The sequence below is a fragment of the Scandinavium goeteborgense genome, assembly GCF_003935895.2.
Classification (GTDB): Bacteria; Pseudomonadota; Gammaproteobacteria; order Enterobacterales; family Enterobacteriaceae; genus Scandinavium; species Scandinavium goeteborgense.
The window spans coordinates 969,464-986,146 of the sequence record NZ_CP054058.1; the positions used below are offsets into that span (position 1 = coordinate 969,464).

Consider the following 16,683-nt stretch of genomic DNA (forward strand, 5'->3'; position numbering starts at 1 on the left):
TAGTGAATTATTAAGTAAAAACAAGTGGTTAAAATCTATTGATTAGGAGGGGCTTGCCAGGTCTATAAGTGCCACTTCATCGAAATAAATATCCGCCAGAAACTCGCAAAATATCGGCATGCAGACTTCAGCGCGGGGAACGTTCACGATACCCGCGCTGGATAATATGGGTATGACACTAACGCTTACTCAGCCGACATTTCCGTAGTGATTTTCTTATAAGGTGAGCGCATAGGTCTGGCGATAGGTTTACGCGTTTGTACATCAAAATAGCGGCTCGGCCAGATAGTTGCAGCGTGTACGCCAATCGCATCACTGATAAGCATTTCCCCTTTTGCCCATGGGCGCGTCAGCGCATTGGCAAGCGTGGACGAACTCAAGCCCGCAGCGCGTGATACCGCTGCCAGTGAGGTGCCTTTTTTACGTAACGCCGCAATGATATCGGCAGGATGCCAGTCTTGATGGAAGGGTAGGAAAGTGGGGCTGTGTGAAAGAGTCATATACATCTCCTTGTAGTGATAACGACTACCACCAGAGGTGCAAATCTCTTGGTGGTAGCCCAGACAGGGTTTGCACTACCGGCCTACAAGGACACCGGCCAGCCCTGAGGCTGCCCTGCCTGAGCCACCATTGAAGTTGTGAGTACAGTTTTTGAACTGTCCAAACAGCGGGTGTGCAGAGGCTTTGACACTTAATGAAGAACATTAAGTGAATCCTGTAGTTTCTGGCGGGGTGCAAATCCCGGCTGTAGATTTTGCTACAGCGGGCGAGACTATATCGCAAATCGAAGACGTTAACCAACCCGCTAACGGACAGAATGCGACTTGTTTTCCAGAGAATTTTTTCGTGTTGCAGGGGTTACAACGGCTCTGCGGTGATGGTTCCAGTGGGTGTGTGGAGCACCCACAAAAAAGCCCGCATAACTTTCGCTATGCGGGCTTTCGACTTCATCAAGTGGCTCTGGTAACCATTGATGGAGAATTTTGGTGGAGCTGGGGGGATTTGAACCCCCGCCCGAAATTCTTTAACGCTATGAAATATAAAGAAAAATAATCATTCAGTTTAAGCGCGTATCTTTGACGTGTACTCTGCATTTTTTAAACATCGTTATCGAAAAATTTCTAACTGTGAATTAAATAAAAAGGTCGATTACAAGGCGAACTAAGAATTTATTTAGGATAACAAGAGTATCAAACTAAGAATTTTTTCTGCTTTCATAACATATTGAATTTATTGTTAAATTTTATTGTGATTTATCATAACTAATTGAATTTAAATAAATAGCACTTTTTGATCCTCTGGTGCATATGGTTTTTTGTTGATAACTTCAATGTTATGAACAGACTTATGCACAATTACGTTTTTGACTATGCTGGCTATCAGGCTTATTTGTAAATTATTTTAAAGTCAATGGGTAAAGCATTGCATTAGACATTGACAACCATATTTGTGGGTGGCCGGCTTAGCAGTCTTCATGTAATCTTACGGGACTAAAAGAAAAAACTATTGCTACATATTTTTGCTAACCATCTGTTAGATAAGGTGTTAAATGCCGCAACCAGCTACTAAAGCGCATCTGATCAGCAAAGAGCTCACTGCATATCTCATTAAAGGTGTCCGTCTCGATGACGTATCCTTCAGAAGGTATCTTCGTGATGTTGATGCTCTCAAGGACTCAGTGGTTGAAGACTACCTCAAAGCTCTCGTGTTTGGGGCATACGGACGTGAAGCTGATGCAATTACGCACTTTGAACGTTCATTACAGGTACGCCACAATGAAGTTGTTGCTAGAAACTTCCTTGTTTATTTATCTGATTTTGGAAGTTTAGGAAAAAGCTTTCTCGCAAGTGTAGATCTTGCTGAGAAATATGTTTCGCCATTTATCTATTTAAACGCCTACGAGAATTCTATTTTTGTTGGAAAAATGAACTTGGCCGAAAAATATTTTCACTCTTACTCTAAACTGTTCGATAGTGAGGAGCTTGAGACTATGGAAAATAAATTTGATGATGTTTTATTTGAAGTGAATTCCTTTAAAGAGAGCGCAGGGATATCTACACTCGAATATGAACTTCTTTTCGAAAATATTACTAGCGTAATGGATTCTCATAAAATACATCCAGCTGCAATAAAATTTTATGATATTTCAGAAGAGAAAGTTAATGCTTTGGTATTAGTTGCTAAAACTTCTGATATTGAACTGCTTGCTGATATGAATGTTGAACTCGCATTCTCGCTGGCTGAACATGATTGCTTAATGCAAAAAAACTTTTCTTTATGGTTTGAAGCTGAAGAGGAACAAACTGCTGCAAGTTCTGCTTCAGATTTAGTACGTGTTACAAGGAGTATGCTTAATGCCGGTTAATAGTCATGATTTCCTTGGCTTCGCTAAAGATTGCCATGCTAGAGCAGACGAAATTGGTTACCGTAATGCCATCGGTAGAGCATACTACAGTTCTTACCATCATGTTTTGCCTACTATGACAAATGGACCTAAGGACAGTCATCAGGGGCTTATAGACTATTTACAGGGCGATGCCTGTCGAGGTCACGAAACCTATGACTCGAAATATATGAGGGGCATCAGTTTCATTCTTACGCAGCTAAAGGCTCAAAGAATTATTGCTGATTATCGATTGGATCAGCTCGTCTCTGCAAGGCAGTCAGGATTAGCCATTGGTATGGCTGAACGGTTGATCGATAAATGCTCAGAGATGACCAAATCAATAGCTTCATAATATAAAGCCACTAAGTGGCTTTATATTTGTTCAATCTGCCTGTTCACATTTCCATCATATTCTTTTAAATAAGTTCCATAATGTCTAAATAGCATTTCCGGACCTTTATGCCCCATTTGACCCGCCAGCCAGAAAAGGTTAACACCTTGGCTAATTTGACGCGTTGCAAATGTGTGGCGTGTTTGGTAAGGATTACGATATCTGATGCCAGCTTTCCTAAGTGTAGGGACCCAAGCCTTCTTTCTGATAGCATCAGCATTAGCCCAGGCTTTTTCGGTTTTTGGATCCTCAAAAATAGTAGCATTTTTCATGAATGTGAATGACTTCTGCTGGGTGAGAGCAAGCATTGCTTCGTCTGTTAGATCTACCTTACGTGTACCTGCTTTGGTTTTAGTCCCCTTGATTACCCCTGAAACACTAGCATTCTGAACATGTGCAGTCTTACGAATAAAATCGATATCTTCCCAGCGCAACGCGCAGAGCTCTGAACTGCGCAAACCCGTATGGATCGCAAATCTGAATAGGTTCTCCCATTGCTTATTTACTGCTGAATCTAAAAGAACATTCACTTCTGCCGGCGTGAGTGGATCGACAATGTAATTACCCTCTGATTCTGTTTTATTGCTCAGATAGCGTGAGGCGGTAACAAGGGAAACAGGATTTATTTGTAAGACACCATCGGTTATTGCTTCATCGAGCGAAGAACGTAAAAACGACAACCTATTACGGATCGTTTTTAGAGTCGTTGTTTGACTCTGAATCCAAGTCTTTAGGGCCGCAGGCGTTAATTCACTGGCCGGAAAAATATTTAGTGATACAAGTGCGCTCCGGCATTTCTTATATCCATCAATTGTGGAGGGTGACAGGCCTCTTGTTTCACAAATTTTCAGGTATTCATCGAGATACATTTTTACCGTTTTCCCTGTCGCTGCGTTACCGAAAATTTTCAGTCGCGCAGAACGTGGAAAGTATTCCGTATAGACAAAGGTGCCTCGTTCTATTTTGTTATGAATCTCGCCGAGCGTTCGAGCGGCATATTTAAGGTTTTTATTGTTCACTTCGAGATTAGAAAGCGGCTCTCGGCATTTAACACCTCTGTAAGTGAACGTTATATTTATGGTTTCACCGCTGCTATGTTTCCTAATGGTTATGCCGCGTGGGAGTTTAGGCGATTCTGTCGTGCCCATTTTGCAACCTCACTAAGATCAATCCATCTTTCCCTAACGCCTTCGACCTTTAGCACTTGAACTCCTTCCCGCCACACTCCACGCTGCACGCGCTTGTTGATAGCTTCAGAAGTTTCGCCTGTCTCTTTGCAATAAGTTGAGATGGGAACACAATCGAGGCTCAGCATATATTTCTCCATTGCCCGGCTGCACCCGGGCCATTAGGTTTATTCTTCGTTGCTGGCCGGCAGCAACCGCTGCCAGATAGCTGATACATATTTTACCTGGTGACGAGCATCGGCCAGGGCGTTATGCGCGATTCCATCAAATGGCATATCCCGCTTGGGATCGAAGCCCATCTGGCGACCGAGTAAAACAATCGTGCGTACGTCGCTATCGTTCCAGAATTGCCATGGGCAGATGTGGCCAGTACGTTCGTAAGCTGACCGAAGAATCACGTTGTCAAAGTTGACTCCGTTGCCCCAGACTTTCAAGTACCACGGATTATCAGAGTTACGGGTAATGAATGCGCTCAATTCAGAAAGCGCGTCGGCGATATGCAACGTATCGTCAGTACAAATCGCCGCACGTGCTTCTGCAGATTGCTTCAGCCACCACAGAATGGTACCGCCGTCGGGAATTGCACCAATAGCCATATCGCTTGAAAGATTCACAGCAGTATAGAACTCAGCGCCCAGTTCACCGGTCTGCGGGTCAAAGAATACCGCGCCGATGGCGACGATTGGGGCTGATGGTTTGTTGCCCATTGTTTCGAGGTCGATCATTAGATGGTTCATTTTTAGCTCTCAAACTTCCAAGTGTGGTTAACAATTTCAGTGGCATCGCCACGACATGGGTTATCCAGTTTCATTCCGTTACATTGACCGTATTCAACATCCACCCAATCAGAAATATCTTTGTCCGTAGCGTGATCAGGAACGTCAATTTCCAATGTGATGATAATGGTTTTCATCGCTTCTCCGGCTTTAGCGCTTCACGGGTGATGTGAAGCTCTTTATCGATTACTGTGCTTATAGTGCTGCTCCCTGGCGAAGTGTTTCGTTCTCTGCCATTAGGCTTACACGCTGATCCATGGCTTCACTCAGAGCAACGAACGTCACATCGAGTCGGGTAGCAACCTCATGCATTAACTGCGCTGACGCTGGTGGAAGGTCAGATGCTGCTGCCCGTGCGGCAGCGACCAATTCCCTTACTTTCAGATGTTGCTGCATTTTCTCAGCTCCATTAGTTCGTTAAAGCGAGTCATAAAAAGACCATAGGCCTGTCCGGGTCGAAGAGGAACTATCTGGATAATGTCGCTGGTGGGGATCCCCTTGAGGCAAGGCCACTCTGTGCCGTCGTCGATCTCCAGATCACGACGCTCGGTCGCCAGCATTGTGAGGTCTGCATATTTCACAAGAGGTGACATTTCCGCTGGTAATTCGAATATTTCACGAATGAGGCCGTCAACTCGTGCTTCGATACGGCGGTAATCTGGCAGGAGCGCTTTAAGCGGCGCTGGAACATCCTGACAATATGCCTCTGCTGCGTCATGCATGAGCGCTTCAAACGCAAACTCTGGTTGTACGATTTGACTTGCCAGCACCGAATGCTGTGCCACGCTGTAGAACTCCGGAAGATGACCAGCAAAACGACAAATGTTGGACAGGGCATTTGCGATATCTTCAATATCAACGTCGTCGGCCGTTGGGTTAATGAAATTAAACTTCTTTCCCGATAGTGTCTGGATAAAACTCATCGATATTTCTCCATGCTTGCGCTCTGCACAGCGCAGTTTTTGGTTGCACGAATCCCTCACCGGATGGTGATAAAAGTTTTGGGTTTCGTTTTAGTAAGCACCCAAAAAGGCGCTTAGTGAAACGGGCGGCTGACACCACCTTATTTCCCCACACAATTGAAAGCGCACTCGAGCATTTGAATTTAACGACAGAGCCTCAAAATTGAGAGGTTGAGTGCGCTTACAGTTGTGTAAAAAGGACGGTACCGGTAAGGACCTCAAGGAAGAGAAATCCGGTACCGCCAAGACTACACACAGCAATTTAAGTCTGATTTTGTGGACCTTACAGCCCACGCGGCTGGAATGGTTTCGCAAACACAAAGCTTCACCAGCTGGGCAGGATCACCCCGAAAGAGCTGCCCCTATATTCTTTCAGGCTCCCGGACTTACCCGGTGGTATCGTTGTGGCGGTGGTGCCTCCACCTGCCAGCCCGGCCAGAGCTGACGACGTTACACTACGAAGAAAGTCTTCATTTCAATGGTTGAATGAACTGGCCTCGTCACGTGCGCATAGCCGCAATTACCACAACTGGAAGCGCACTCCACCAGCTAACAAACCAATCCCCACCAGTAAAAGGAGGGGGAGTGCACTTTCATGTTGTGTGACCGAAGGCTGACGACTGCCTCATTGGCGTCCGTCCTCTTCGCTATCGAGATATAAATCTAACTTAACTTAGTTTTTAGATCAAGAGAAAACACCAAACTTAACTTAGTCCGGTGTTAGATGAGAGGATGTTAGGGGTTAGAGCTCGTACTGAACACCTTTAACGACACCTATGATGATGCAATTGCCATTAATGGCAATGTTCGGGTAGCGCGGATTTAAGGGGACTAAAAATTTCTGAGAACCATCAATGACAAGTTTTTTCACCGTGGCCTCGTTGGTGCCATCAACACGTGCCACAACAATTTTCCCGTGAAGAGGTTCAGCATCGGGATCAACAATCACCGTAGCGCCTTCGGGAATGGTTGGCAGGCCGTTAGGGTTTGTCATTGAATCTCCCTTGACCTCAAGCGCAAACGAATCGTTGCTGATTCGCAAAGAGGTCTCAATCCACCGGTCAGCTTCAGTGATGGTGCAGCATGGTCGGCTTTCGGTATAGCTTCCTGCTTGTACCCAAGAGATAACAGGAACACGCCTCATTTGAGTAATCAGTGACCCTTCAAAGTCAGTGCCGTAGAGAATGTAATCAACAGAGGTATTGAAGTACTTTGCAAGTTTTGAAAGCGACTCTCCGCTGGGGACGTTGACATCTTTCTCCCAGTAACCAACCGCTACATCACTCACTCCACAGAATTTCCCAAGCTCTTTTTGAGATGTCTTAGTGATTTTTCGTAATGATTTTATCCGTTGTCCGACAGTTTCCATCACGTCCTCAAAGGCTAATGAATGCTAAGTAATCTTAGTTTTTATTGACCTAAGTTAGATTGGTATTTAATATCTAATCAAACTTAGCAAAAGGCATTGGGATGACTACTGACGAAATTGAAAAGTACTTCGGGAGCGCTGAGAAGGTTGCTGATTTTTTCGGCATAACAAGTGAGGCGGTTTACCAATGGAGAAACAGGACTGGCCGCTTGATTCCAAAAGGTCGTGCGGCTGAAGCAGCATACAGAACGAACGGAAAGCTGATTTTTAGCCCTGAGCGTTATGAAAAGAATAGCTGACTCAAGTTTCATTGAACACCACAACAAAAAGGAGAAAGCCGTGGGTAACGAACCCGAATGGAAGGTAGTAAAGCAGCCGGCCTGGCTGGTGGCCGCAATCAAAAAGACGATTGCTGAATTGCCAGGTGGATATGCGGAAGCCGCAGAGTGGCTTGATGTCACCGAAAACGCCCTGTTCAACCGTCTGCGTACTGAAGGCGATCAAATCTTCCCACTTGGGTGGGCCATGGTTTTACAGCGCGCTGGTGGTTCAAACCACATCGCTAATGCCATTGCGAAGCACACCGGCGGGGTGTTTGTTCCGTTGGGTGACGTCGAGGACATTGAAAACGCTGATATCAACCAGCGCCTGATGGAATCCATCGAGTGGATCGGTAAGCACTCAGCTTATCTGCGAAACGCAACTGCTGATGGTGTTATCGATGCGGCAGAACGGGAGCAGATAGAAGAGAACAGTTACCAAGTTATCACCAAATTTCAGGAGCATTTATCCCTGTTATTTCGTGTTTTCTGTAAGCCAGAAATGAGTGACGCCCGCGAGTGTGCAGCCCCGGGCGTCTTGGCAGATAAATCTATGTGTATGGAGAAATCCGCATGAGCAGTCTAACCGTAAGTAACTATCAACCGCAACTTCGGGCATTACCGGTTTGCGGTGGCAGCGCCGTAATCACTTATCGATATGCAGTCATGATATGCGGGCAATGGGTTGAGATAAACCACAGCTTTTGTGAATGGGCTGTGGGCGTGCGCCTTGCTCAGGGAGGGCGAACGAATGCTACGAAGCACTGAGAACAAATACCCAGAGATAAACAGCGTCTGGAAGGACTCCCATGGACATATGGTCAGAATCATGGAGAACGACACTGATGCACAGAAAGTGATTTATCAGCGCGTTGGCTATGAATGGGACTGTCAGGCACCGGTGATTTTGTTCAATGCACGGTTCGTGAGGGTTATGCAGTGAGTACCAAATTATCCTCATACGTCTGGGACGGATGTGCAGCGTCCGGGATGAAACTCACCAGCGTAGCCATCATGGCGCGTTTGGCTGATTTTAGCAGTGACGAAGGTGTCTGCTGGCCGTCTATCGAGACTATTGCGCGTCAGTTGGGCGCAGGCCTTAGCACAATTCGCACGGCAATCAGTAACCTTGAAAAAGAAGGCTGGTTGACCCGTACGCAGCGCCGTAAAGGGAACCGTAACGCCTCAAACGTATACCGCCTGAACGTGACAAAACTCCAGGGTGCGGCCTTTTCTCACCTGTCAGATTCTGACACGTCAAAATCTGATACATCAAAATCTGATACATCAAAATCTGACCCCTCAAAATCCGACGCGTCGAAATCTGGCAAAGCAGGGGGGGTTGACCCGGCAGAATCTGGCGGGGATCCGTCAGTAAATTCAAAACAAGATCCATCAGTAAAATCAAAACCCCTTTGTCCGGTTGCGGCGCAACCCGACCCCGAAGTTTTAATCACTGACAACGCGATTGAAGTTTTAACCCACCTGAACCGGGTAAGCGGCTCACGCTTCCAGAAATCAAAAACATCCCTGGAAAACATCCGGGGTCGCCTGCGAGACGGTTACAGCGTCTGCGACCTGAAACTGGTTATCGACCTGAAACACAGGGACTGGAACGGTAACGATGATATGTATCGGTACATGCGACCAGAGACACTTTTCGGTCCGAAAAAATTTGAAGGGTATTTACAGGATGCTTTGCGCTGGGAGCAGAAAGGTAGACCGCTGCGTGATACCTGGGGCGGCGAGAAAAAGCATGACCCGATGAAGTTCGGCCCGGTTGATACAGCTATTCCAAAGGGATTTAGAGGCTCATCACTATGACACCAGAGCAACGCTACCAACAGCAACGTCAGGACCGTATTAATTCTCTCGAGGCCCAAGTAAACGACCTGATCGCTCGGGGGTTTAAACGCAGAGCTGCAACACTATGCCTCGAGCTGATTGATGCGGCAGACACCGCGGCTCAACGTAAGCAGTTTGCGCAGCTGCGCGGCATGCTTATCCGGTCAAGCGCGGTAGGGCCGGGTAATCAGCAGACCTGGTATCTCGCAGGAAATTACATGGGTGGTCAGTGAATAAAATGATTGGACCAAAAACTAGCAGGATTGAAGCAATAGCGGGTGCAGCCGCTTAATCGTGGAGAAAAGTATGAGTCAGTTAGCAAACATAACGTTAACCATGTGCAGCAGTGATATCGCTGAGCTGGTTGAGTCACGCCATGACCATGTTAAACGGTCAATCGAACGTTTGTCTGAACGCGGCATTATAGAACTCCCCCCAATGGGGGAAGTTAAAAATCACCTTAATCAGTCTGTATCGGTTTATCTGATAGGAAAGCGCGATAGTTATGTCGTAGTGGCCCAACTGTCACCCGAGTTCACAGCACGTCTTGTTGACCGCTGGCAAGAACTTGAGACTGCCCATGCTTCAGCTGTTCCCCAGTCTTTTTCTGACGCACTTAGATTGGCAGCCGATCTGGAAGAGCAGAAAGAGCAGCTTGCTATTGAACTCGCAGCTGCGGCACCAAAGGTTGAATTTGTTGACCGTTACTGTACTGCGAACGGCTCAATGTCATTCCGCCAGGTGGCTAAGCTGCTGAATGCCAGAGAGACCGCCTTCAGGTTATTCCTGATTGAGAACGGCATTATGTATCGGCTCGGTGGTGCACTGACTCCAATGGCGCAACACATTGATGTTGGACGCTTTGAAGTTAAGACCGGTACATCAGCGGCTTCCAATCACGCTTTCAGCCAGGCGCGGTTTACTGCAAAAGGTGTTCGCTGGATCGGTGGTTTATGGACGGAACATGTTTCTCGGGGAAGTGCGGCATGAGGGCGCTGTTAACTCCTGAGGTCGTGCCACGCCTCGGAATTGTATTGCTCAAGCCAGGCCGCGAATTGTTGAGCCTATTTTCTGGTGGTCGTGTGCTGGTGGAGACTCAACCAAAGAATATGGCTCGACTGGAGACCGGGCGCGTTCCTGACGCCCGGCAGCCCCTGGCAGAAGATATATCCCTAGAACCATTCTTCACTGATGAACGAGTGATCCGTGCCGCAGGTGGTCTTCCGGGGCTGGAATACTGGCTTGAACGCAATATCCGCGAATGCCAGTACCCACATTCGGACTATCACCATGATGAGCGGGTGACGATGCGTCACCCGCCGGGGGCGATGATGCTGTGCTGGCACTGTGAAAATAAGCTGCGCGAGCAAACCACCGAACTGCTGGAGGGCATTGCTCGCCGCAATGTAACCAACTGGATTATCGACGTTGCGCTGGCTGGCTTGCGGTTCAACCGTGAGCGTGAATTGTCGATCGCCGAATTGTGCTGGTGGGCTGTCTATGTCGGTTTGACAGACGCCATCCCGGAGGATATGGCAACGCAGGCGTTGATGCTTCCTGTCGAGCCGATCCCGACGGTTTACAGAGAGGCTGACATTATGCCAAACGTTCAGGCCACCAGCATTTTGCAGTGTAGGACCAGCAGCACAGTGACTCATCAGATGCAGCAGGAAAAGAAAGTCCTGGTGCTGCGCGCGGAACCTGATTCCCCAGAATCATTCATGCTGCGACCTAAGCGTCGCCGATGGGAGAATGCCGACTATACCCGCTGGGTAAAAACTCAACCATGCGAAGGCTGCCGCCGACCGGCTGATGATCCTCACCATATCATCGGGCATGGTATGGGCGGTACCGCCACCAAATCCCACGACCTGTTCGTGTTCCCTCTGTGCAGAGAGTGTCACGACAAATTGCATGCCGATGTCGCGGCGTTCGAGCAGAAACATGGCACGCAGCTGGAGCTGCTGTTTCGTTTTCTGGATCGGGCGTTGGCGATTGGCGTAATAGCTAAAGCGTAAGTGTATGGAGAAAAAAATGCGTGATATGTATGAAGTAATGGATCGTTGGGGGGCATGGGCTGCAGCTGATAGCAGTGGAGTAGATTGGCAGCCAATTGCTGCTGGATTCAAAGGCCTGTTACCTCATGGAAAGCGGTCACGTCTCCAATGTGATGACGACGAAGGGATTATGATAGACGGATGTATGTCGCGTCTTCGGAAGTATAAATTCGAAGAATATGAGCTAATGATTGCACACTTCGTTATGGGAATTTCACTACGTGCAATTGCTAAGAAGCGGAGGTGCTCAGATGGCACGATTAGAAAAGAATTACAAACAGCTTTAGGTTTTATCGACGGGGTGCTAATAATGGTTTGTAATCAATAGATTAGGTATGGAGTCACTAACGGTAGTGACTCCGTTATTTTATATTCAACACAACCATAGAAAATCTTCTGCCTGCCTCAACCAAGTACAGTATGCTGATGCTGAGGAAAAAAATGATGGCATAAAATGCACATTTAATCATATACGATTGTGAAATAAGGCAAATTAAACAGACGACTATGAGTGTCAAAAGAAACGTACAAGTCAGTATTGTGTCAGCTATTAATCGCCTATAGTGCCCAGTTTTAAGCATGTTTATAACAAGCTTTTTATCCATCAATGCGGTGATAAGTGACATTGACGTGATTAGAAAACCCAACAGAGTCCCAGCTAATCCTGTAATGACGCCGGAAGCGCTTACTAGTGTTTCAACTTTTACACTATCTGATTTGAACCAAAATAGTAGTACTACACCGGCGCTTATTACAGACCTAGAGAAGAGCGTCTTCCATTGCACCAAAGTACCCATCTAACTCCTCCTGACGTTCAGCTTTCGCTGTATCAATCATACCATACATTGTTAAGTTAGGCGGGAAATGTGCATTTGTCTCAACAGATTGCCATGAAAACACTCTGTCAGCGATCAGATCGATTGGGTACTCCACTCCATCATCAAACACATGGGCTCGAGCTGTCGATGCGCCATTTCTAACAAGATTTCTCAACGTTTGTTTCAAGCGGCCGGTCAGCCTCCCTTCGGTATCTGTTCTACGCATATCTACACCCATGCTAATTTTTAAACTATCAGCATCAGCATTATTCATCATTTCAAGGATGCTTGATCCGAAGTCATCTTGTGGGTAAAGCTGTGGATTTGTAGGTCGGGGTAAAGTAATTTCAATTTTCTTTAACTCAACATCACCACTCATCAGGCGAGCGATGGCGTCTGATTGAAGTATGGGACCGGCTTTGATCTTAAGTCCGGCAGTAGAGCTTAGGAAATTGACAAATTGGTTCACACCGCTTGAATGAGTATTTTTATGCCATGCAAGAATGTCGTTTTCTTCGTAATAAACGAAAAAATTCTTCTCAATTAAGCCCTCATCATCTTCCAATTCTATTTCCTCACCATCCTCACCGATGCTTCCAATCTCGGGTATGTCAGTGTTTCTAAATTTCCTGAATTGACCGCAAACTGAATCGTCAAATCTGTCGAAAACAAGACCCCAAACTTCTCTCGTGAAACCGCCTATCTCAAAAGAGGTCTCGTATTCCTCATCAGATAGAGCCTGGAAAAGATCTCGAATTGAAGATACATCTTGATTAGGGGTGATGCTTAATTGAAAAAACTCGATTTTGTAAGAGCGTTGAGGCATTTCGATCTTCCTGTGAAATTCTATAAGAGGCTTCCTAATTGAATGATCTGATAATACGAAATGTTTAACGCGTACGCAAAAATTATCGTACTCTGCTAGAAGTGGTTGTTTACCGCATTGACTCAAAACTACTTATGAACCCGCATTGGCGGAGTTTTGTCTTTTCTGGGTAGGTATAGCGTGAGTAATGCGCTGTAAGATTCTTATAACGAAGTTTCATCTTGCTGGATTATCGAACCAGAGTTATCAGTATGTCATCGATTAATTGAGAGTAAAAGACATGCTAAATCAGCAAGATATGACAGAAACGGCACGCGCAGTTTATAACGAATTGAGCACTGAACTGGCGACAGTGGGCGAGATAGCCCAGAATACTTACCTGACGCGCGAGCGCTGCCAGTTAATACTGACGCAGCTTGTGATGGCGGGGTTATCTGATTTCCAGCTCGGCTGTTACATGCGCCCTCGACAGTGAGGGCTTCTGCTGTGAAGAATGGGCGGCTGGTGGGTGTTGAAGCACTCCACCAGCCATTCGCTCATGCATTGTGGTCACAAGCGAACCAAGGCCCACCGCTTTAGCGCTAAAGCAAAGTGAGTCTACCTTAGTCCCGCTTACTGATCTATGAAAAACACTGTAAAAATAAACAGTATTGAGATGATCAATGCTGACTGCCTGCATTACCTTGCCACTCTCCCTGATGACTCCATTGACCTGATCGTGACGGACCCTCCTTACTTCAAGGTGAAGCCGAACGGCTGGGACAACCAGTGGAACGGGGATGAGGACTATTTACGCTGGCTGGATGGATGCCTTGCTGAGTTCTGGCGAGTGCTGAAACCAACCGGCAGCATCTACCTTTTCAGTGGTCACCGGTTGGCGTCTGACATCGAGCTCATGATGCGGGAACGGTTCAACATCCTGAACCATATCATCTGGGCTAAACCTTCCGGTCGATGGAACGGGTGCAATAAAGAAAGCCTGCGCGCCTATTTCCCGGCGACTGAGCGCATCCTCTTTGCTGAGCACTATCAAGGGCCGTACAAGCCAAAGAGCGACGGATATGCGGAGAAGTGCCGCGACCTGAAACAGCACACACTAACCCCGCTAATTGACTATTTCCGCAATGCACGTGATGCCCTGGGTGTAACGGCCAGAGACATAGTCGCAGCCACCGGCAAAAAGAATATGGTCTCTCACTGGTTCAGCGGTAGCCAATGGCAACTCCCGAACGAGAGTGATTACCTCAAACTGCAAAAGCTGTTTGACCGTATCGCCAGCGAAAAGCACGCGCAGCAGCTGCTTGATAAACCGCACCACCAGCTGGTGGAGAAATACCACGTTCTGAACCGGACGTATGGTGAATTGATACAGGAATACAAATCCCTGCGCCGCTATTTTGCGGTGAATGTTGAAGTGCCTTATACCGATGTCTGGACGCATAAGCCTGTGCAGTTTTATCCAGGTAAACACCCCTGCGAAAAGCCTGCTGACATGCTGGAGCAAATTATCAGCGCCAGCAGCAGGCCGGGTGATGTGGTTGCGGATTTCTTTATGGGGTCAGGCTCGACGTTGAAAGCAGCGTTACGGTTAGGCCGTAAAGCGATAGGCGTTGAGCTGGAAACAGAACGGTTTCAACAGACAGTTGATGAAGTAAAAGAATTAACTCAGCCTTAACGGCTCATTCAATGAGCCGAATAAATGAGTTATTCGGCTCACAAATCAAGCCTCGGCATACGCCGGGGCTTTTTCATATCTGAGTCACTCTCACCAAATGAAGTCCTCAGATTCGTTCGTCATCTCATCAAAAGGTAATTGTATGAAAAATGCACTTAAAGCAGCCATTGGTATTGCACTTGTTTCTCTTTCGGCTTCTAGCTTTGCTCAAGTATACGATGGTTATCCTGATATTCCGGCGGATGGTGTTGGTTTCGCATCCCAGGTCTCATCGTATGATGTTGGCAGTGGTTCGGTACAGGCTCCACAAGACGATCCAACCCGTGCGTTGGGAGAACCCGATCAAGCAACCCTTTCACTGGGCGGAGGGGGTAATGTAGTTCTTTCTACCGGTGATTTAACTCTGCATACTGATGGTACTGATGGTACTGATGCAGCCGATTTCTACGTTTATGAGCATAAGCTTCTTGAATCATGGGACACTTATGTTTCGAAAGATAATCTAACCTGGGAAAAGATTGAACCAGTATCAACACAGTCAAATAGTATCGGTAACGTTGATGGTTATGATCTGGATTCACTTGGTTCTGACTCAGACGGATATAATTATATTAAATTGGTAGATACCAGTTTTAGCTCAACGACAGCAACCTCAGGGGCTGATATTGATGGTGTCGTTTTAGCAACCGCTAAATATTCAGGAGGTGGTGAACTCGTTGACACTGACTCCCGAAACGGCACGATTTATAACCTGGAAAAAAGTAAAAAAACAGGTGCTGTCGACGTAAAGAAAATCAGCAAGGACGGCAGTGTCGATTACATCCCTTTCTCCACGGATGACAGCCTGGAGCCGATTGCATTGTCAGTACAAGGCAACTTTGATTGCGATGATGCTAAAGACATCAACGTGCTTGCTACCCGCAAATCTGACGATGTTCCAGTGAACATTATTAAAGATCAGAAAGGGAATGATATTGCGACTATCGATAACTCGATTACCAATTAACCCTAAAGTTAATTCTAATATTTGGATGCTATAAAGGGTCTCAAGAATTGTAGATTGGATATGAGTTGTTAGTTATGTGAATATCTAGCTCTACATATCAAGCCTCGGTATTTTCCGGGGCTTTTTAATATCAGGCCAGACGCATCTATAAATTTCCTTAGTTTGCATGTTATACCTCATAAAGGTAATTGTATGAAAAATGCACTTAAAGCAGTCCTCGGTATTACACTTGTATCTCTGTCAGTTTCTAGCTTTGCTCAACAATATGAAGATTATCCAGAAGTACCTGGTGTAGGACTCGCCTATGCCACTTCGGGAGAATTTTTCCCAGGTCCTGGTACGATTGTAACCTCACCAGATAATGCTCTTGGTGTTCCAGATGATAATGCTGTGCCGCTTGGTGATGGCGGTACACTCATTTTAGGTTTTGATCCCTTTGTCATTACTGGGGATAAAACTTCTGCACCTGATTTTTCTATCATCGAACAATCAGAACGTGAGATTTTCTCTGTATTCATTTCCGCTGATAAAGAAAACTGGATTGAAGTTAAGCCTGTTTATAAAGAATACAACTCAGCAGGTTCAACTTATGGATTTGATGTTGATGCTGTAGAAGGTCAGGAAAATCAGTACAAGTACGTAAAGCTTGTAGATGCAAGCTTTAGTGCGGGTTCTAGTTACGCAGGTGCAGATATTGTCGGTGCCGTAGTAACTTCCGGTAAATACGTCGGTGGGGGCGTGGTTGTTGATACCGATTCGCGTAATGGAATTGTTTATAATCTTGAAAAAGATAAATCATCAGGAGTTGTTGACGTAAAAAAGATTGGCAAGGATGGCAGTGTCCAGCACATCATGTTCTCAGATGACGATAGCCTAGATCCAATCGCCTTATCAGTGCAGGGTAACTTTGACTGTGATGATGCAAAAGACATCAACGTCCTGGCAACCCGTAAAGCTGATGATGTTCCAGTGAATATCATTAAAGACCAGCAGGGCAATGATATTGCGACGATCGACAACTCTGTCACCAATTAACCAGTAATTTACTCTTCGCACGACGGCTGC

The 16,683-nt window shown here is 46.3% G+C and carries 22 protein-coding genes and 1 pseudogene; 14 read left to right on the forward strand and 9 right to left on the reverse strand.

Annotated features, from left to right (window positions below; all coding sequences use genetic code 11):
• Positions 1-185: 185 nt before the first annotated feature.
• Positions 186-500: a helix-turn-helix domain-containing protein gene (locus tag A8O29_RS05445; RefSeq protein WP_125355961.1), complete on the reverse strand. Its 315-nt coding sequence runs from the start codon at positions 498-500 to the stop codon at positions 186-188.
• 83 nt (positions 501-583) lie between these two features.
• On the reverse strand, positions 584-631 hold the full coding sequence (locus A8O29_RS05450; protein WP_246316663.1) for an ash family protein: 48 nt from the start codon (positions 629-631) through the stop codon (positions 584-586).
• A 918-nt stretch (positions 632-1,549) separates the two neighbouring features.
• On the opposite strand from A8O29_RS05450, the gene A8O29_RS05455 reads away from it, so the two are divergent.
• The gene (locus A8O29_RS05455; RefSeq protein WP_174081235.1) at positions 1,550-2,365 is read left to right on the forward strand and encodes a hypothetical protein; all 816 of its coding nucleotides are present in this window, start codon (positions 1,550-1,552) and stop codon (positions 2,363-2,365) included.
• Complete coding sequence (locus A8O29_RS05460; protein WP_125356032.1) at positions 2,355-2,738, forward strand: hypothetical protein; 384 nt, start codon at positions 2,355-2,357, stop codon at positions 2,736-2,738. Before A8O29_RS05455 ends, A8O29_RS05460 begins: the two co-directional genes overlap by 11 nt.
• Before the next feature lie 20 nt (positions 2,739-2,758).
• On the opposite strand, the gene A8O29_RS05465 is transcribed toward A8O29_RS05460, so the two are convergent.
• The 6 genes from A8O29_RS05465 to A8O29_RS05485 form a co-directional block, all read right to left on the reverse strand.
• Positions 2,759-3,925, reverse strand: a complete 1,167-nt coding sequence (locus A8O29_RS05465) for a site-specific integrase (protein ID WP_174081236.1) — start codon at positions 3,923-3,925, stop codon at positions 2,759-2,761.
• A complete protein-coding gene (locus A8O29_RS22695) occupies positions 3,886-4,092 on the reverse strand; it encodes an excisionase (RefSeq protein WP_125356012.1) in 207 nt (68 codons plus the stop codon). The genes A8O29_RS05465 and A8O29_RS22695 overlap by 40 nt, the downstream gene beginning before the upstream one ends.
• A gap of 39 nt (positions 4,093-4,131) precedes the next feature.
• Complete coding sequence (locus tag A8O29_RS05470) at positions 4,132-4,701, reverse strand: 3'-5' exonuclease (RefSeq protein ID WP_125356014.1); 570 nt, start codon at positions 4,699-4,701, stop codon at positions 4,132-4,134.
• Positions 4,702-4,703: 2 nt separating this feature from the next.
• Positions 4,704-4,877, reverse strand: coding sequence for a hypothetical protein (locus A8O29_RS05475; RefSeq protein WP_174081237.1), 174 nt, complete (start codon positions 4,875-4,877; stop codon positions 4,704-4,706).
• Positions 4,878-5,120: 243 nt separating this feature from the next.
• Positions 5,121-5,663 (reverse strand): HD family hydrolase, encoded by a 543-nt coding sequence (locus A8O29_RS05480; protein ID WP_125356028.1) that lies wholly within the window; start codon positions 5,661-5,663, stop codon positions 5,121-5,123.
• Positions 5,664-6,444: 781 nt separating this feature from the next.
• Positions 6,445-7,071: a LexA family protein gene (locus tag A8O29_RS05485; protein ID WP_174081238.1), complete on the reverse strand. Its 627-nt coding sequence runs from the start codon at positions 7,069-7,071 to the stop codon at positions 6,445-6,447.
• 101 nt (positions 7,072-7,172) lie between these two features.
• Between A8O29_RS05485 and A8O29_RS05490 the strand changes: the two genes are divergently transcribed.
• The 8 genes from A8O29_RS05490 to A8O29_RS05525 all read left to right on the forward strand — a co-directional run bounded on the left by A8O29_RS05490 (position 7,173) and on the right by A8O29_RS05525 (position 11,621).
• Positions 7,173-7,370 carry a Cro/CI family transcriptional regulator gene (locus A8O29_RS05490; RefSeq protein WP_174081239.1) on the forward strand — a complete coding sequence of 66 codons (198 nt, stop codon included), beginning with the start codon at positions 7,173-7,175 and terminating at the stop codon, positions 7,368-7,370.
• Between the two features lie 40 nt (positions 7,371-7,410).
• Positions 7,411-7,968: a YmfL family putative regulatory protein gene (locus A8O29_RS05495; protein WP_174081423.1), complete on the forward strand. Its 558-nt coding sequence runs from the start codon at positions 7,411-7,413 to the stop codon at positions 7,966-7,968.
• 252 nt (positions 7,969-8,220) lie between these two features.
• Positions 8,221-8,334, forward strand: coding sequence for a DUF4222 domain-containing protein (locus A8O29_RS22935; protein WP_420854014.1), 114 nt, complete (start codon positions 8,221-8,223; stop codon positions 8,332-8,334).
• Entirely contained in the window at positions 8,331-9,215 is an 885-nt protein-coding gene (locus A8O29_RS05505; RefSeq protein ID WP_174081240.1) for a conserved phage C-terminal domain-containing protein, read from the forward strand. The genes A8O29_RS22935 and A8O29_RS05505 overlap by 4 nt, the downstream gene beginning before the upstream one ends.
• Positions 9,212-9,469 carry a hypothetical protein gene (locus A8O29_RS05510; RefSeq protein ID WP_174081241.1) on the forward strand — a complete coding sequence of 86 codons (258 nt, stop codon included), beginning with the start codon at positions 9,212-9,214 and terminating at the stop codon, positions 9,467-9,469. The genes A8O29_RS05505 and A8O29_RS05510 overlap by 4 nt, the downstream gene beginning before the upstream one ends.
• A 73-nt stretch (positions 9,470-9,542) precedes the next feature.
• A complete protein-coding gene (locus A8O29_RS05515) occupies positions 9,543-10,226 on the forward strand; it encodes a phage antirepressor KilAC domain-containing protein (RefSeq protein ID WP_174081242.1) in 684 nt (227 codons plus the stop codon).
• A complete protein-coding gene (locus A8O29_RS05520) occupies positions 10,223-11,254 on the forward strand; it encodes a DUF968 domain-containing protein (protein WP_174081243.1) in 1,032 nt (343 codons plus the stop codon). Before A8O29_RS05515 ends, A8O29_RS05520 begins: the two co-directional genes overlap by 4 nt.
• Before the next feature lie 16 nt (positions 11,255-11,270).
• On the forward strand, positions 11,271-11,621 hold the full coding sequence (locus tag A8O29_RS05525; RefSeq protein WP_174081244.1) for an antiterminator Q family protein: 351 nt from the start codon (positions 11,271-11,273) through the stop codon (positions 11,619-11,621).
• A gap of 431 nt (positions 11,622-12,052) precedes the next feature.
• Here the strand turns inward: A8O29_RS05525 and A8O29_RS05530 are convergent, their stop codons facing one another.
• Entirely contained in the window at positions 12,053-12,937 is an 885-nt protein-coding gene (locus A8O29_RS05530) for a DUF6731 family protein (RefSeq protein ID WP_174081245.1), read from the reverse strand.
• Positions 12,938-13,165: 228 nt separating this feature from the next.
• Between A8O29_RS05530 and A8O29_RS05535 the strand changes: the two are divergent.
• From A8O29_RS05535 to A8O29_RS05550, 4 genes and pseudogenes are all read left to right on the forward strand, one after another.
• A pseudogene (locus A8O29_RS05535) lies at positions 13,166-13,412 on the forward strand (hypothetical protein).
• A 147-nt stretch (positions 13,413-13,559) separates the two neighbouring features.
• Positions 13,560-14,612, forward strand: coding sequence for a DNA-methyltransferase (locus tag A8O29_RS05540; RefSeq protein WP_125351760.1), 1,053 nt, complete (start codon positions 13,560-13,562; stop codon positions 14,610-14,612).
• 142 nt (positions 14,613-14,754) lie between these two features.
• On the forward strand, positions 14,755-15,618 hold the full coding sequence (locus A8O29_RS05545; RefSeq protein WP_125351759.1) for a cell envelope biogenesis protein OmpA: 864 nt from the start codon (positions 14,755-14,757) through the stop codon (positions 15,616-15,618).
• A gap of 192 nt (positions 15,619-15,810) precedes the next feature.
• Positions 15,811-16,653: a cell envelope biogenesis protein OmpA gene (locus A8O29_RS05550; protein WP_125351758.1), complete on the forward strand. Its 843-nt coding sequence runs from the start codon at positions 15,811-15,813 to the stop codon at positions 16,651-16,653.
• Positions 16,654-16,683 lie beyond the last annotated feature (30 nt).

What these genes read in the sequence shown, in the direction of transcription:
- A8O29_RS05520 (WP_174081243.1), top strand. Translation starts at nt 10,223, where the DNA reads ATGAGGGCGCTGTTAACTCCTGAGGTCGTGCCACGCCTCGGAATTGTA.
- A8O29_RS05470 (WP_125356014.1), bottom strand. Translation starts at nt 4,701, where the DNA reads ATGAACCATCTAATGATCGACCTCGAAACAATGGGCAACAAACCATCA.
- A8O29_RS05460 (WP_125356032.1), top strand. Translation starts at nt 2,355, where the DNA reads ATGCCGGTTAATAGTCATGATTTCCTTGGCTTCGCTAAAGATTGCCAT.
- A8O29_RS05530 (WP_174081245.1), bottom strand. Translation starts at nt 12,937, where the DNA reads ATGCCTCAACGCTCTTACAAAATCGAGTTTTTTCAATTAAGCATCACC.
- A8O29_RS05455 (WP_174081235.1), top strand. Translation starts at nt 1,550, where the DNA reads ATGCCGCAACCAGCTACTAAAGCGCATCTGATCAGCAAAGAGCTCACT.
- A8O29_RS05550 (WP_125351758.1), top strand. Translation starts at nt 15,811, where the DNA reads ATGAAAAATGCACTTAAAGCAGTCCTCGGTATTACACTTGTATCTCTG.
- A8O29_RS05475 (WP_174081237.1), bottom strand. Translation starts at nt 4,877, where the DNA reads ATGAAAACCATTATCATCACATTGGAAATTGACGTTCCTGATCACGCT.
- A8O29_RS05540 (WP_125351760.1), top strand. Translation starts at nt 13,560, where the DNA reads ATGAAAAACACTGTAAAAATAAACAGTATTGAGATGATCAATGCTGAC.
- A8O29_RS05545 (WP_125351759.1), top strand. Translation starts at nt 14,755, where the DNA reads ATGAAAAATGCACTTAAAGCAGCCATTGGTATTGCACTTGTTTCTCTT.
- A8O29_RS05510 (WP_174081241.1), top strand. Translation starts at nt 9,212, where the DNA reads ATGACACCAGAGCAACGCTACCAACAGCAACGTCAGGACCGTATTAAT.
- A8O29_RS05490 (WP_174081239.1), top strand. Translation starts at nt 7,173, where the DNA reads ATGACTACTGACGAAATTGAAAAGTACTTCGGGAGCGCTGAGAAGGTT.
- A8O29_RS05465 (WP_174081236.1), bottom strand. Translation starts at nt 3,925, where the DNA reads ATGGGCACGACAGAATCGCCTAAACTCCCACGCGGCATAACCATTAGG.
- A8O29_RS05480 (WP_125356028.1), bottom strand. Translation starts at nt 5,663, where the DNA reads ATGAGTTTTATCCAGACACTATCGGGAAAGAAGTTTAATTTCATTAAC.
- A8O29_RS22695 (WP_125356012.1), bottom strand. Translation starts at nt 4,092, where the DNA reads ATGCTGAGCCTCGATTGTGTTCCCATCTCAACTTATTGCAAAGAGACA.
- A8O29_RS22935 (WP_420854014.1), top strand. Translation starts at nt 8,221, where the DNA reads ATGGAGAACGACACTGATGCACAGAAAGTGATTTATCAGCGCGTTGGC.
- A8O29_RS05525 (WP_174081244.1), top strand. Translation starts at nt 11,271, where the DNA reads ATGCGTGATATGTATGAAGTAATGGATCGTTGGGGGGCATGGGCTGCA.
- A8O29_RS05515 (WP_174081242.1), top strand. Translation starts at nt 9,543, where the DNA reads ATGAGTCAGTTAGCAAACATAACGTTAACCATGTGCAGCAGTGATATC.
- A8O29_RS05485 (WP_174081238.1), bottom strand. Translation starts at nt 7,071, where the DNA reads ATGGAAACTGTCGGACAACGGATAAAATCATTACGAAAAATCACTAAG.
- A8O29_RS05445 (WP_125355961.1), bottom strand. Translation starts at nt 500, where the DNA reads ATGACTCTTTCACACAGCCCCACTTTCCTACCCTTCCATCAAGACTGG.